Source organism: Streptomyces sp. ATexAB-D23 (assembly GCF_000373645.1).
In the GTDB taxonomy this organism is placed as follows: Bacteria; Actinomycetota; Actinomycetes; order Streptomycetales; family Streptomycetaceae; genus Streptomyces; species Streptomyces castrisilvae.
Genome location: NZ_KB892044.1, coordinates 1 through 14,071, shown reverse-complemented (window position 1 = coordinate 14,071; position 14,071 = coordinate 1). Strand labels below are relative to the sequence as shown.

At 71.3% G+C, this 14,071-nt stretch carries 15 protein-coding genes; 3 read left to right on the top strand and 12 right to left on the bottom strand.

Annotated features, from left to right (window positions below):
* Positions 1 to 276: transposase (locus B082_RS0127640; RefSeq protein WP_018555043.1), on the top strand; the 276-nt coding region annotated here is incomplete at its 5' end.
* 17 nt (positions 277 to 293) lie between these two features.
* Here the strand turns inward: B082_RS0127640 and B082_RS39295 are convergent.
* Positions 294 to 530, bottom strand: coding sequence for a hypothetical protein (locus B082_RS39295; RefSeq protein WP_158688905.1), 237 nt, complete (start codon positions 528 to 530; stop codon positions 294 to 296).
* Positions 531 to 817: 287 nt separating this feature from the next.
* Positions 818 to 1,036, bottom strand: coding sequence for a hypothetical protein (locus B082_RS0127635; RefSeq protein ID WP_018555042.1), 219 nt, complete (start codon positions 1,034 to 1,036; stop codon positions 818 to 820).
* Positions 1,037 to 1,143: 107 nt separating this feature from the next.
* Here B082_RS0127635 and B082_RS36835 point away from each other — a divergent pair, with 107 nt between their 5' ends.
* Together B082_RS36835 and B082_RS0127625 are read left to right on the top strand one after the other, a co-directional pair.
* Positions 1,144 to 1,572 carry a hypothetical protein gene (locus tag B082_RS36835; protein ID WP_018555041.1) on the top strand — a complete coding sequence of 143 codons (429 nt, stop codon included), beginning with the start codon at positions 1,144 to 1,146 and terminating at the stop codon, positions 1,570 to 1,572.
* A 9-nt stretch (positions 1,573 to 1,581) separates the two neighbouring features.
* On the top strand, positions 1,582 to 2,196 hold the full coding sequence (locus B082_RS0127625; protein WP_018555040.1) for a class I SAM-dependent methyltransferase: 615 nt from the start codon (positions 1,582 to 1,584) through the stop codon (positions 2,194 to 2,196).
* A gap of 383 nt (positions 2,197 to 2,579) precedes the next feature.
* Here the strand turns inward: B082_RS0127625 and B082_RS0127620 are convergent, their stop codons facing one another.
* The 10 genes from B082_RS0127620 to B082_RS0127575 all read right to left on the bottom strand — a co-directional run.
* The gene (locus B082_RS0127620) at positions 2,580 to 4,469 is read right to left on the bottom strand and encodes a carbamoyltransferase N-terminal domain-containing protein (RefSeq protein ID WP_018555039.1); all 1,890 of its coding nucleotides are present in this window, start codon (positions 4,467 to 4,469) and stop codon (positions 2,580 to 2,582) included.
* A 1-nt stretch (position 4,470) separates the two neighbouring features.
* Complete coding sequence (locus B082_RS0127615) at positions 4,471 to 4,710, bottom strand: hypothetical protein (protein WP_018555038.1); 240 nt, start codon at positions 4,708 to 4,710, stop codon at positions 4,471 to 4,473.
* On the bottom strand, positions 4,707 to 5,624 hold the full coding sequence (locus tag B082_RS0127610; RefSeq protein ID WP_018555037.1) for an SGNH/GDSL hydrolase family protein: 918 nt from the start codon (positions 5,622 to 5,624) through the stop codon (positions 4,707 to 4,709). The genes B082_RS0127615 and B082_RS0127610 overlap by 4 nt, the downstream gene beginning before the upstream one ends.
* Before the next feature lie 62 nt (positions 5,625 to 5,686).
* Positions 5,687 to 6,625 carry an NAD(P)/FAD-dependent oxidoreductase gene (locus B082_RS0127605; protein WP_018555036.1) on the bottom strand — a complete coding sequence of 313 codons (939 nt, stop codon included), beginning with the start codon at positions 6,623 to 6,625 and terminating at the stop codon, positions 5,687 to 5,689.
* 4 nt (positions 6,626 to 6,629) lie between these two features.
* Positions 6,630 to 7,934 (bottom strand): MFS transporter, encoded by a 1,305-nt coding sequence (locus tag B082_RS36830; protein ID WP_078622670.1) that lies wholly within the window; start codon positions 7,932 to 7,934, stop codon positions 6,630 to 6,632.
* Positions 7,927 to 8,736, bottom strand: a complete 810-nt coding sequence (locus tag B082_RS36825; protein WP_018555034.1) for a phytanoyl-CoA dioxygenase family protein — start codon at positions 8,734 to 8,736, stop codon at positions 7,927 to 7,929. The genes B082_RS36830 and B082_RS36825 overlap by 8 nt, the downstream gene beginning before the upstream one ends.
* Before the next feature lie 226 nt (positions 8,737 to 8,962).
* Entirely contained in the window at positions 8,963 to 10,828 is a 1,866-nt protein-coding gene (locus tag B082_RS0127590) for a carbamoyltransferase C-terminal domain-containing protein (protein WP_106435548.1), read from the bottom strand.
* 94 nt (positions 10,829 to 10,922) lie between these two features.
* A complete protein-coding gene (locus B082_RS0127585; RefSeq protein WP_026250272.1) occupies positions 10,923 to 12,509 on the bottom strand; it encodes a radical SAM/SPASM domain-containing protein in 1,587 nt (528 codons plus the stop codon).
* 197 nt (positions 12,510 to 12,706) lie between these two features.
* Entirely contained in the window at positions 12,707 to 12,874 is a 168-nt protein-coding gene (locus B082_RS39290; RefSeq protein WP_018555031.1) for a hypothetical protein, read from the bottom strand.
* Between the two features lie 648 nt (positions 12,875 to 13,522).
* A partial coding sequence (locus tag B082_RS0127575; protein WP_018555030.1) for an IS630 family transposase occupies positions 13,523 to 14,071 on the bottom strand: 549 nt, incomplete at its 5' end.

The following is a 14,071-nucleotide window of genomic DNA, read 5'->3' as shown; positions in this document are numbered from 1 at the left end:
CATTCGGCACACCGCTCGAAGACCGTCCGGGCCTGGCTCGCCGACCACAAGGACCAGGTCGAGCTGCACTTCCTGCCCTCGTACTCACCCGAGCTGAACCCGGACGAGCTGGCCAACGCCGACCTCAAACGCAGCCTGCCCCACACCCACCGGGCCAGGAACCAGACCGAACTCGCCACCGAGACCCGCCGGTTCTTCCACCGCCGCCAACGCCAACCGCACATCGTGCGCGGATACTTCGGCGGCCGACACGTCCGCTACATCATCGACGAGTGAACCCCATGAGTTTCTGATCAATAGACCTGCCGAACGCCGACGATTTTTCTGTAACTGCGGTCTGAATTTCCGCCCGCCGCACCCATACTCGGCAGACCTGGGGCCGCCTTTGCGGCGAAAGCGCGGCGGCGGGCCAAGAAAGGATCGAGCGTCAGCATCTCCAGCGGTCGGCGTCGTATATCGGGTGTCTGCAGGCCGTATACCTTCTTCAATGCCTCCGAGCGGGCGGAGGTGCGCTGCGGACGGGACGTCATGCCGGACAGGGCACTGAGCACCTGTACTCACCGCTGCCCCCGACGGCACGACCACCCCACGCGGGCTCCCCCGGTCAGCGCCGTAGCAGCCGCCGGAAAGACCTGATACATCGTCAGGAAAGTCAGCATCCGTCCTGGCACACATGCGAACACGTTGGCACACACGAGACCGCCCGACCCCGCAGGAGGCCGCCTTCGAGGCCACCTCGGGCAGCCCGCGCGTCTCGATCCCAACCGCATGTCTCCCCAAGGAGGCCCGAAGGGCCTCGCACGCCAAGAATCGCAGCTCAGCGCACCCGTCCCCGTGCTTTCAGCGGTACGTCGGGCAGCACCGGGGCCGGGATCGGCGGGCCGTCGTAGCCGTGGACTGTGCCAAACCGGTCACCGTTCATCCAGTCCTCGCGGGCCTGCGTGATATCGTCTTGGGTCCTGCCCACGAAGTTCCACGGCAACTCCGTCGTCCAGACCGTGACCGGCGCCCACGCCGTGCGCTGTCGTCGCGTCACCGGACCGGTCCGCCGGGCGGCCTTCCCGTGGAGGGGTGGGGCCGTCCGGCGGATTCCGGTTCCAGCCACGGGCCCGAGCACACCCGGATGAGACGGCCCCGATCGCCATGCAGGCCGAAGCGACGCGAGCGCTCATCAAGGAACTCACCGCGCAACTGGAGGAGTTCGCCCAGGTCGCTGAAGAGGTGCGCATCACCCGCAAGACGCTGCCGGCGCTGCCCGATCCAGCCTTGCCGACACCGCCGCCCGTGAAGCTGCCGGACCATCCGGCCCACCAGCAGATCATGGCGGTGTTCGCCGCGGCCGACGCCCCGCTGCGGGCGCGGGCGGTCGGCGAGGCGATGGACCTGGAGATCGCCCCCAGCAACGTCAACAACGTCAGGCTCAAGCTCGGCACCGGCATCCGGGCGGCCGCCGCGTGCCAGGCGTTCTCGGCCTGGGCCGCCCGGCCGGCGGTGTCCTGGTTGCCGATTATGGGCGGGTACGGCCCGGCAGGCCCACCGCCGCCCCGGAAGTTCCCGGTGGGTCCGGCATAGGATCGCCGGGTGACCCGTGCCGCGATCCTTGCCGGACTGTTCGACGATCTGGCCGACAGCTATGACCACGATCACCACGAGAAGATCGCGGACGCTCTTCTCGCCCGTGCCTGGCCGGGTGCTTACGATGCCGTCGCCGATGTGGCCTGTGGAGCCGGGGCGGTCGCCCTGCGTCTGGCCCGTGCCCGGCCGGACAGCGCTCCGCCCGTGCTCGCGGTCGATATCTCGCCGCGCATGATCGAGGCGGGGCGCGGCCGGGCGGTTGGAGGGGCCGTCGACTGGCGGGTGGCGGACGCTGTGCCGCTGCCTGTGCCCGACGGTTCACTCGACGCGGTGTTCTGCGCGTCCTCGCTGCACTTCCTGGGCTGCCGGGCCCTCGCCGACTGGCGGCGCGTCCTGCGTCCCGGCGGCCGGGTCGCGTACTCCCTGCCGCTGGCCGGGCACTTCCGTCCCTCCAGCCGCTTCGCCGCCCTGCTCGCCGCGGACGTGCCGCTCCCGGCCGGCCCCGAGGACGCCGTCGACTGGGCCATCGGCCACGGCTTCACCGATGTCACGGCCCAGGTGGCCGTCCTCGGCGACCGCCGGGTGGCCGTCACCGCGGCCCGGCTCCCCGAACACCCCTGAACAGCCGGGTTGCCGTCCGGGCCCGTACGTACAGCGGCGGGGCGACGCCCTGCGCGCCGAACCGTTCCCGCCCGCACGGGCGGCGGCGACGTTCAGCACGCGGTGGCCGGACCCGGTGACCCGCACGGTGCCCGCCGGGGGATCCGGGGCGCCCCGGCGTCCAGCGGGGGCCGCGGAGACTGCCGGTCCGTCGGTACCGGTGGCGGCGGCCCGGCAATGTTGTCGCCCTCCCCTACCGAAGGCCACGCGGCGGAGGCTCCAGATAGCTGTCCCGATCCGTGTCCCAGTGCCGTCGCAGGGGGTCCCGCAGTGTGCGTACCGCCCACCCCAGTGGAGTGACCAGTCCGAAGTAGAGCGCCGCCAGGCCCACCAGCGCCGCGTGTTCAGTCCATCGGGATCGCCGCACGCCAGTCCCCCTCTTCCCGCCACTTTGGCTGGTCCCGCTTGTCCAGCACGAAGTCGCCCAATACCAGCAGGTCGATCCGGGTGCGCATGAAGCACGCGTACGCCTCTGCGGGGTCGCGCACGATCGGTTCGCCTCGCACGTTGAACGACGTGTTCACCAGTACCGGGCACCCCGTCTGCTCGCGGAACGCCCGCAGCAGCGCGTGGAACCGGGTGTTGTGGTCCGCCCTGACCGTCTGCACCCGCGCCGACCCGTCCACATGTGTCACCGCCGGGACCGTCGAGCGCGGCACCCGCAGCAGGTCAAGGCCGGTCAGCTCCGCCGCGCCGGCCTCGGTGTCCTGCAGTCTGGCCGCCGCGACCCGTGCCGTCAGCAGCATGTAGGGGCTCTCCTGGTCCAGTTCGAACCAGTCCTTCGCGTCCTCTGCGAGCACCGCGGGCGCGAACGGCCTGAACGACTCGCGGAACTTGGTCTTCAGGTTGAGCGTGGACTGTGTGCGGGGGTCGCGCGGATCGGCCAGGATCGACCGGTTGCCGAGTGCACGCGGCCCGAACTCCATGCGTCCCTGGAACCAGCCGACCACCTTCCCGGCCGCCAGCTCGCTTGCCACACGCTCGGTCAGTGCCGGGCCGGTCAGCCGCACCGCCGGATATCCGGCCCGGTCCAGGAACGTGCCGATCTCCCGTGCCGAGTACGCGGGACCGAGCAGCGCGCCCGCCATCGCGTCCGTGCCCCGCGCGAGGTGCGGGCGCGGTGCGCCCGCGGCGTGCGAAGCGGCCAGCGCGGCGCCCAGCGCGCCGCCCGCGTCCCCTGCTGCGGGTTGCACCCAGACCTCGTCGCACACCTTGTCGGCCACGATCCGGCCGTTGGCGACGCAGTTCAGCGCGACTCCGCCCGCCAGGCACAGGTGCCGTTCGCCGGTCCGTCGCAGCACGGTGCGGGCCAGCCGGAGCACGATCTCCTCGGTGACCTGCTGCACCGAGGCGGCGAGGTCGAACTCCCGCTCGGTGAGCGGGCCCTCGGGGGTGCGGCGCGGGCCGCCGAACAGTTCCTCGAAGGCCCGGCCGGTCATCGTCCGCCCGTACTGGAAGGTGAAGTGGCGCAGGTCCAGCCGGAACGACCCGTCCGCCCGCAGGTCGACCAGCCGCTCCCGGATCAGCGGCGCGTAGCGGGGTCGGCCGTAGGGGGCGAGCCCCATCAGTTTGTACTCGCCGGAGTCCACCTTGAAGCCGCAGAAGTAGGTGAACGCCGAGTACAGCAGGCCCAGTGAGTGCGGGAACCGCAGTTCCGCCAGTGGGACGAGGTCGGTGCCCCGGCCGTGCCAGAGTGTGGTCGTCGCCCACTCGCCGACTCCGTCCACGCACAGCACGGCCGCGGAGGGGAACGGGCTGGGGAAGAACGCGGACGACGCGTGTGAGGCGTGATGCCGGTAGGTGACGACGGGCGGCGGCGGCCCGTCCGCGAGGGCGCCCAGCCGGTTTCGTACGTCGCTGGCCGCGCGCCGCTTGCGGCCTGCCCACGGCCCGAATGCCCGCCGGAACACGGGGAAGCCGTGCGGGGCCGTCGCCAGCCAGGTCGCCAGGACCCGGCGGTACTTCAGCGCCGGGTCCTCGTAGAAGGCGACCGCGGCCAGTTCGTGCGGGTGCAGTCCCGCCTCCCGCAGGCAGTAGTCCACCGCCCGTGCCGGGAATTCCGGGTCGTGGCGCCGTCTGCTGAACCGCTCCTCCTGGGCGGCGGCCAGTGGCACCCCGTCCACCACCAGGGCGGCGGCACTGTCGTGGTAGTAGGCGGAGATGCCCAGCACCGGGCCTGCGCCGGACCCGGTCGGTGCCGGGCCGCCCGGCGGGCGGCCGTTCGCCGTCGTCACGTCAAAACAGCGGATAGACGGACGCATCGTCCTCCGGCTGCGGCCGGAGCCGCGAGGCCGGCGGCGGGGCCGGTGCGGGCGGCGCGGCAGGTTCTGCCGCCGGGGGCAGGGACGGTTCGCGGCCGCTCGTGGCACCGTCGTCCGCCGCGTCGCGCCGGCGGCGCAGTCCGCGCAGCCAGGAGCCGGGCCGCCCGGCCGCGGCCGGGACCGCCTCGCCGTCGCTGTGCCGTGCCTGGCTCATGTCAGCTCCAGTCGGTCCGCGAGCTGCCGGGCCACCAGGTCGTATCCGAGGTCCGTGCAGTGCACCCGGTCGATGAACAGCCAGTCCTGCGGCCCGGCCGCCTCGTCCAGTGCCACGTTCATGTCCATGAACGGCACTCCCAGCGTGCCGCAGCCGGCGGCCAGGCGCTCCGCGTAGGCGCGGCCGACGGCCATCGTGGAGATGTCGTTGTGGAACCGGCGGAAGTTCGAGACCTCGTCCAGCTCCGCGAAGAGTGCCGCCTCGCGGGGCAGGGGCTCTTCCCGTACCCAGGGCGCCAACGGCTGGAGCACGAACGTCAGCCGTGCCCCCAGTCCGTCGGCGAGCCGTTTCCAGCCGACCAGGTGGCGCAGTGTCAGTTCCGTGGCGTGCTCCACGCGCCGTTCGGTCGGCGGGACGGTGTCCGGGGCGGGGCCGCAGTCGAAGAATGCGCCGTGCCGTCCCTGCTGCTCCTCCGGAAGCCTGCTCAGGACCAGGTTGTTCACCCCTGACAGCAGGACGATCTCCTCGACGTCGGGGAGGTCGTGCTGGAACAGGGTGAACAGCAGCAGCTCCTGTGCGGAGTTGTGGGACTGGCCGGCGAAGTTGAGCCAGGGCAGCCGGGGCGCGTACGTGTTCCACAGCCGGGCGCCGATCGTGGCGGCGTCGCCGGTGGCGCCCACTCCGAAGACGGCGGAGCTGCCCGCCAGCACCCGCACCGGACCGGCGGGCCGGTCGTCGCCGACGGTGGCCCGCCGGCCTCCCGGACCGGGCGTGACCCGGAAGCCGTGCCGGTCGGTGGAGTAGACGGGTGTCTTCTCACCGCCGTACTGGAAGTACCCGAGGTAGGGCTGGTCCTCCAGGACGAAGGTGTAGTGCTCCATGTGCGGGGTGAGTTCGGCGCGGGGTGACGTCATCGCGGGGGGGGTGCTCCTGTCGGTGCGCGGTGGTCGGCTGTCCTGCCCTTGCGGGGCGCCGGTCAGGGTGCGGGTGCCGGGGGCGGCGGGGCGGGCAGCGAGCCGGGGCGGTCCTCCCGGATCAGGTCGGAGTTGATGGCCATGCCCGCCAGGCCGCCGCTCGCGGCGGCCATCGCCGCCTGGTGCATGTTGCGTCCGAGGTCGCCGGCGACGTACAGCCGGGGCACGCGGGTGCGGCCCCGGTCGTCGCTCTGTACGGACTCCAGGTCGGCGGCGTCCACCCAGGGGCGCAGTGGGTCGATGCGGGGTTCCGTGTCGAGGTGGAGGAACAGGGCGCCGTAACGTGCGGTCCTGCCGTCCTCGAACACCACTCGGACGCCTGCTTCCGGGTCGCGTTCCAGCCGGGCTACAGTGTCGGTCACCACCGGCACTGCGGCCGCCGTCAGCCTGCCGCGCTCGTCCTCGGGCAGTTCGCGGCCGTCGCTGAGATAGGTGAGGTCGTCCGACCAGGCGGTCAGCGTCGAGGCCAGGCACTCGCTGGGCACCGACCCGCCGTACACGGCGATGGTGCGCTCACGCACCTCCCAGGCGTGGCAGTACGGGCATTCGAACACTTCCTGGCCCCAGAGGTCCGCGATGCCCGGCAGCGGGGGGAGGATGGACCGGACGCCCGCCGCGTACAGCAGGGTCCGGGTGCGGAACGTTCCGGACTCCTTGGTGGAGACGGTCACCGTGTCACCGTCGCCGCTCGCGGAGACCACCTCGTCGTCCCGGAACGACACGTCGTAGGGGGCGAGTTCGGTTCGGGAGCGGGCGCGGAAGTCCGCGATGTCGGCACCGTCGTTGGTGAGCACGTTGTGCATCACCCCGGCTGCCATGTTGCGGGCGTCGCCGGAGTCGATCAGCAGCACCCGGCGTCGTGAACGACCGAGGTACAGCGCTGCGTTGAGGCCGGCGGGGCCGCCTCCGACGATCACCGTGTCGTAGAGCTGCGTGTCCAAGTGGTCACTCCTTCTCGAAGCGTTCGGCGGGCGGTGGGGTGGTGGTGCCGCTCAGCGGGGCGAACAGCAGCGGGGCGCCGAGCGCGAGGACGGCTCCGCACACGACAAACACGGCCGGCACGGACAGCGCTTCGGCAAGCAGGCCGCCGAGCAGCGCCCCGGCGGGCATGGAGCCCCAGGAGCACAGCCGGGACACGCTCATGACCCGGCCCTGCAATTCTTCCGGCGTCAGCCGCTGGCGCAGCGACATCACCGGGATGTTGTAGCCCATCATGAACACCCCGTTGGCGGCGAGCACGAGCGCGGCGAGCAGCGGGTTCCGGACCAGTCCGAGCAGGGCGTACGCGGCTCCGGACGCGGCCAGCGACCAGCCGGCCAGGCGTACGGTGGGCAGCCGGTCGGCGGCCCGCGGCGCCAGCCAGCTGCCGGCCACCGCGCCCAGCGAACCGGCGGCCAGCAGCAGGCCGTATCCGGTGCCGCCCAGGTGGAGGGTGCGGTCGCTGAGCAGCACCAGCATCGAGAACGTCGCGGAGAACACCAGGCCGTACAGGGCGCTCGCGGCCAGGGTGAGGCGCAGTGTGCGGTGCCGCAGCACGAAGCCGACGCCTTCGCGGATGTCGCCCAGTACGCCCGAAACCGCTCCCGGGAGGCGCCCGCCGTTCTTCGCCGGGTCCGTCTTGGGGGTACTCGCCGGGGAGGGCCGGGCCGCGAGTGGGGCCAGCCCGAGCAGCAGCAGGGCCGCCAGCGCGTACACGGCCCCGCCCGCCGCCAGCGCCGCAACCGCCGTCGCCCCGGCCAGCAGGCCGGCCAGAGGTGGCCCGGCCGTTTCGCCCAGCACGATCTGCGCCGCCGACAGGCGGCCGTTCGCCCGCTCCAGCTGCCGTGGCTCGACCAGCCGGGGCAGCAGTGCGGGTGCCGCCGTGTCGGCGAGCGTCTCCGCGAGGCCCAGCAGGAACGCCAGCGCGTACAGCAGGGCCAGCGGGCGGTGCTCGGCCAGGGCCAGGGCCGCGCCGAGCAGTGCGACCGCGCGGACCGTGTTTGCGCCCAGCACGATCCGGCGGCGGTCGAGGCGGTCCACCAGGACGCCGGCCGGGAGTGCGAAGAGCAGCCAGGGCAGCATGTTGACCGCGGTCAGGCCCGCCACCGCGGCGGGGTCGGGGTGGTGCGCGACCACCAGCAGCGGCAGCAGTGTCCGGGTGATGCCGTCGCCCGCGTTGGAGGCCGCCGCCGAGGCCCACAACCAGTGGAAGGGGCGGCCCAGGTCCGCCCGTCCGGCTGGGCCGGCCCCCGGCGGGGCTGTGCTAGCCAACGGCGCTCCCTGCGTGCCAGTTCCGCTTTCCGAGGAGACGCTCGCCCAGCTCCGTCAGCCGGGCCGGGCCGTACAGATCGGCCTCCGCCTTGCGGACACCGCCCTGCGCCGGATGGGGCGGGACCCGGTCGCGCCAGAACCGCACCCGTGCCTCGCGGAGTTCGGCGTGCTCTTCCCAGGCCGGGGCCATGGTCAGGTATTGCGCCATCCGTACCTGGTCCGCGGAGACGTTGGGGTGGACGCCGTGCGGGAGGAGGCTGTTGAAGATGATCAGGTCACCGGGCGACACCTCGGGCGTGGTGATCGAGTAGCCGGTGATGTCCGGGGTGTACGGGTCGCGGTCCCCGGGCTGCCGGGCGGCCCACTTCTCCCACTCGGTGAAGATCTCCGGCACGCACTGGAAGCCGCCGATCTCCTCGTTGCCGTGGGTCAGCGACAGCACCGCCTGGCAGCTCACCGGCAGCGGGTCGGGGGAGGTGTCGACGTCCCAGTGCACGAATCCGTCGAAGGCGCGCTCGCCCCGGTTCGGCGGGTTGACGTTGGCGAAGTCGATCGTCACCCACAGTTCGTCCTGGTCCCAGACGTCGGCGAACGCCTCGTACACGCGGGGGGCCTGCCGTACGTTCCACTGGGCCTGGTGGTTGTACATCTCCACCAGGCCGCTGTGGCCGGGCAGACGGTCGTTGCCGGTGTGCGGGGACGTCCAGGTCGAGCGGTCGTCGATCCGCATGTCCAGGAAGGAGCACAGGCCGTCGGTGAGTGCCGCGACCGTCTCGGGGGCGACCGCCTGCCGGACGATCACGAATCCACGGTTCGTCCAGTGTTCCCAGTCTGCGGGAGACAGGGCGCGTAGCGGGCGGGTCTTGCGGATGTCTCGCAGTTGAGTGGCGGGCACTGCACTCTCCAGGGGGACGGCTCCTGTACAGGATCGGGTGGGAGGGGATGTGTCCGGTACCCGTGTTTCGGCCAACTCTCGGACCGTGTTCACGGGGGAGTGAGGTGTCCGGGCGGGGTAACCGCCGGAGCGGCTACTGCCGGACAACGAGCCGGTGTTGGGGCAGCACCACCGCGTCCAGTTCGGTCTCGGTGAGCAGTTCGACCGCCTCGTCGAGGTGGTTGAGGATGGGGCTGCCGCCGGCGTTGGCGCTGGTGTTGATGAGGACGGACAGCCCGGTGCGGGCACCGACCGCGTGGCACAGCCTGTGCAGCGCCGGGTGGGTGTCCGCCCGTACGGTCTGCAGCCGTGCCGTGCCGTCGATGTGCCGCGCCTCCGCGAGCCGTGCGGCTTCCTCGGGCCGTACCCGCACCGCGAACAGCATGCTCTCCGCGTGGTCCAGCGGCCCGGTGAACCAGCGGTCCGCGACCTCTTCCGGGCAGACTGGGGCGACCGGCCGAAACCACTCGCGCTGTTTGATGGTCTGCGACACGTACCGGCGGGCGCCGGTCCAGTGGGCCGAGACCAGCAGCGAGCGGTGTCCGAGCGCCCTCGGGCCGGTTTCCAGGCCGCCCTCCAGCCAGGCCACGCACCGCTGCGCGGCCAGGAGTTCGGCGACCGCCGCGGTGAACTCCTCCTCGTCCGTGTGCCGACGGACCTTCAGGCTGCGGGCGGTCAGAGCGCCGGCGAGCGCGGCGGGCTCCTGTTCGGCGCCCTGGAGCGGTGGTCCCGCGTAGGCGAGGGTCATGGGCCCGGTGCGGGCGCCGGGCACCGGCCGGTCGGCGGGGTCGGCCACCGCGAGCGCCGCGCCCAGCGCGATGCCGGAGTCGTCGCAGCAGGTCGGCACGGATACCCGCGTGAACTGGCCGGACTCGGCGAGGCAGCTGTTGGCGGTGATGTTCAACGCGCAGCCGCCCGCGTAGCAGAGCGTGGAGTAGCTGGGGAAGCGGCGACTGATCCCGGTCGCCAGCCGGGTCAGGTCCCGTTCGACGGCGGTCTGGAGCGTCGCGGCCAGGTCGCGGCAGGCCCGGTCGTCCGGGGAGGTGCCCACCACCGTCGTGCGGCCGTCGGCGGTGCGGATCCGGTCGGGGAAGATCGACCCGAACGAGTGCACCACGTCGTCGTCCGAGGAGTCGGCGAGCCCGATGTCCAGGTAGCCCCCGGTCACCGGGTCGTATTCCCACCACGCGTCCGCGTAGCACAGCGCGGACCCGGACAGCGCCTCCTCGGGCAGTGCCTCGTACAGATCCGGTGATGCCCGCCGAGTGGACTGCGGGACCAGCATCGCCCGTACCACCGGCAGGAGCGCGGGATCGCACGCACCGGTCGCCGTCAGGCCCAGCAGTTTGCCGGTGTCGAACTGACTGCCGTGCACCCGCCGCGCCAGTGCTTCGTAGACCAGGCCGAATCTCGGGCCGCTCCGGTTGGTGAACGACATCACGGGTGTGAGCTGGTCGCCGTCGCCGAGGCAGACCATGCCGCACTCGGCGTAGTTCCCGGTCCCGTCCAGTGCCAGCACCAGTGCCTTGCGGGCGCCGGAGGTGTAGTACGCGAGTGCCGCGTGCGCGTAGTGGTGGCGCACGGCGGTCAGCTGGATGTCGCCCAGGCTCTCGGCGAGCGGCCAGTCCACGGGTTTGATCACCCGCGTCACCGCGTCCGCCAGACCGATCCCGCCGTGCACGGTCCACCGCGCGTCCTCGTTGACCAGTTCGACCAGGGCCGGGGGCAGCACCTCGCACACGGGTGTGTACCAGTCGGCCACCGCCACCCGTGTCACCGGGTCCGCGGCCCGTTCGCGCAGCTCCGCCAGCCACTCGGCGGCGGCCTGCGGGAAGTCGCCGTTGCCGCCGCACACATGGCGCAGCCCCAGCCGACGCTCGGCCTCGATGATCCGGTACCCGTCCGCGTCGGTGAGGGCTGCGCCCGCGTCGTGGCCGAAGTGCATACCAATCGTTGCCATGGAATCCAGTCACCCTTTCCTGCCCCGAGCGGGCGGGCCCGTGGACCGGTGGCCCGCCGTGCGCGGGTCGCCGGGGAACGCGGCGGAGTCACGCTCACGCGGATGCGGCGAGACTCCGCGCGTGGTGCCGTTCCAGCAGCCCCTGCACGACCTCGCGCATGTAGGCGCAGTAGCCGGGCGACATGAGCTGGATCGATCCGTTCTCCTCCTCCAGTGCGCCGGCTGAGCCGCCCGAGCAGGTGCCCTGGAGTTCGCAGCCCTGGCAGCCGGGCCCGTTGGTGTAGGCCCGCATTCCGTAGTCCTGGTAGGCGGGCGAGGCGAAGACGCCCCGCCAGTCCTCGATGGTGCCGAGCATCCGGGCGGTCGCCTTGCACGCGAAGACGCTGCCGTTGGGCTCGATGGACAGCTGACGGCCCACCGCCGGGCAGGTCTTGTAGTCGGCCTGCTCGGCCCACTTCGCCTCGTCGATGATCATCTGGAAGGTCTGGTACCAGTAGCCGCTGAGCTGCACGCCCCGCTCGCGCCCGTAGTCGACGGCGTCCAGCAGCCGTCGTGCCACGTCCTGCGGGCTGTGCCGCTCGAAGAACTCCTTGGCCTGGAAGGACACGATCACGTCCAGGTTGTCCAGACCGGCCTCGGCGACGAAATCGATCAGCGGGGTCCCCCACTTGTCCCAGGTGTACTGCGAGAGCACCGAGGTGATGCTGACCGGGACCCCGGCGGCCTTCATGTCGAGGATCGCCTTGCGCACCACTTCCCACGATGTGCGCTGCTGCTGCCCGCCCCGGAACTCGCCGGTCTCCGGTACGAGGTAGTCGATGGAGACCGTGGTGTCGACGCGGTGCTCGGCGAGCGCCCTCATCAGTTCGTCGTCGATCCGGGACCCGTTGCTCGTCAGGTCGTAGGACAGGGTCACTCCGTCGTGGCAGTCCCCGAAGGTGCGCAGTACGTGCAGGATGGTGCCGCGGGCCAGGGTGGGCTCACCGCCGAAGAACGACACGGTGAGGTGGCCGCCGCCGTTGGCCTTCCGCAGTGCGACGGCCTCCTGGATGGTCTTCTCCGCGACCTCGCGCGACATGTGCATGGACGGGTTGCGGGCCGAGTCCGAGCCGTGGTTCCAGTCGCCCTTGGCGAGTGTCGGCCCCGAGTCCTGCCGGGCCTGGCCCGGCTCCTCGTCCCGTGAACGCCGCAGCTCCACCAGGACCGGACCGGGCTTCACCGACTCGCCGGAGGTGTTCCGCTCCTCCACTCCCCCGTCGAAGTTGTAGGCGAAGCAGCCCTGGCAGGAGAAGTTGCACGCGTTGGTCAGCACCAGCTGAATCGAGGAGTGGAACACTCCGGTGTCCAGCACGCTCTGCCGGCTCTCCAACAGGCCGTCGATCTCCCGTCCCTCGTCGTGCCCCGCCTCGACCAGGAACCGCGCTTCCACCAGGTCCCGCAGCGAGTCCTCGTCCACTCGCTCCCGCAGACGCTCCAGGGTCATCCCCCGGGAGGCGTCCCGCAGGAGCTCCACGATGTCCTTGTCGATGAGCCGCGCATTCCCGTACAGCGAATGGAATGCCATCGTCCGCTCGTCGTCCCCGTAGGAATCGAGACGGCCTCCGAAAGACGTGAAATCCCGGTCGTCCGCGGTGCGCAGGGTGCGGACGTATCGCGAGGACTGGTACATCGAATTCTCCATGCTGAGGGTTTCTCCCTGCGTCTCACGGCTTTCGACTCGGTGTGCGGCGCACGGTCCCGGGCCCGCTCGGATGCGGCGGCGGCAAGGGGGCCTGCGCGGGGGGCCGTTGGACGCGGACCGACCCCGGCCAGGGGGTGCGGTCCGCGCGACAGCCCGAAGCCCGGCCGGCCGGCCGGAACCCCGAACAGCCTCAGCGCCTAGGCAGAGGCCGACTCTTTCCGCTGGTCAGCGGGGGCGGTGTCGGCCTCCGTCTGCTGGCGGACGGGCGTGATCGTCGGCGCGTTGCCCCTGTCCGGCGAAACGAACGCGCACGGCCGCGACGACGCGGTGACCGCAGGTCGGGCGACCTTCTTGACTTCGGCCATGTGGCCTCCTCGATAGGTGCGTGACACAACGCGTTCCACTGAAGCAGAGGAAGCAAGGGCGGGTAAGACTTCATCAGGACACGCCGAGAATGGGGGGCGCCGAATGGTTTATGCCCTGGAAAGGATCTTTCGCGGAAAGGGCTGCGAGGGGGCCGGTCTGCGGTTTTTCCGGCACGTGTTCTCTTCACATGCCGGAACGTTCACCGGGATATGATCTTCCGCCCGGCGGATCCGAGGGGGAAACCGGCCAGATGGCACCGGGCATACCGACCGGGGCCGAGTGTGAACTTGGCGCGTCTTGGCCCGGCGCATACGGCGCGGGGCCCCGCGCCCCCTCCGGAGGCGATCTCGCGCCTCCGCGAGCGGCCAGGGCGGTCATCTGGCCGGTTCGTGACCGGTACGCGGCGGGTTTCTGGTCCCTGGGGGCGGATTCCTGAGGGAATGCTCCATTCCGGGTTCCGTCCCACACGGCGTCGACGTCGATGGCAGCAGCGGGGGCGCCTAAGGGCTGTCCCGCAATTCCTGGCGGGACAGCCCTTAGACATGCCGGACAAGGAAGAACGTCCGGGACCCGAGCTGTGGTCCAACAGTCACCCCAGAGCGCCCCGACCAACCCGAAGCCACCTATTGATCAGAAACTCATGGGGTTCACTCGTCGATGACGTAGCGGACGTGCCGAGCGCCGAAGTATCCGCGCACGATGTGGGGCTGGCGTTGCCGACGATGGAAGAACCTGCGGGTTTCGGTGGCGAGTTCGGCCTGGTTCCTGGCCCGGTGGGTGTGGGGCAGGCTGCGTTTGAGGTCGGCGTTGACGAGTTCGTCGGGGTTCAGTTCGGGTGAGTACGAGGGCAGGAAGTGCAGCTCGATCTGGTCCTCGTGGTCGGCGAGCCAGGTCCGGACGGTCTTCGAGCGGTGGGCCGAGTGCCGGTCCACGATCAGGTGGACCTTGCGGTCGAAGTGGCCGACGAGCCGGGCAAGGAAGCGGCACATGACCTTCGCATCGAAAGTCTCGGTGAAGACCATGAAGTGCATCCGGCCGCGGGTGCTGATCGCGGACATCGCGTTCACGGAGAACCGGTTCCCGGTGCGGCGGACGACCGGAGTGCTTCCCCTGGCACCCCAGGTGCGGCCGGTGACCTGGTCCGAGCGGATTCCGACCTGGTCACCGAAGAGGACTTCGGCACCTTCCGCCTTCGC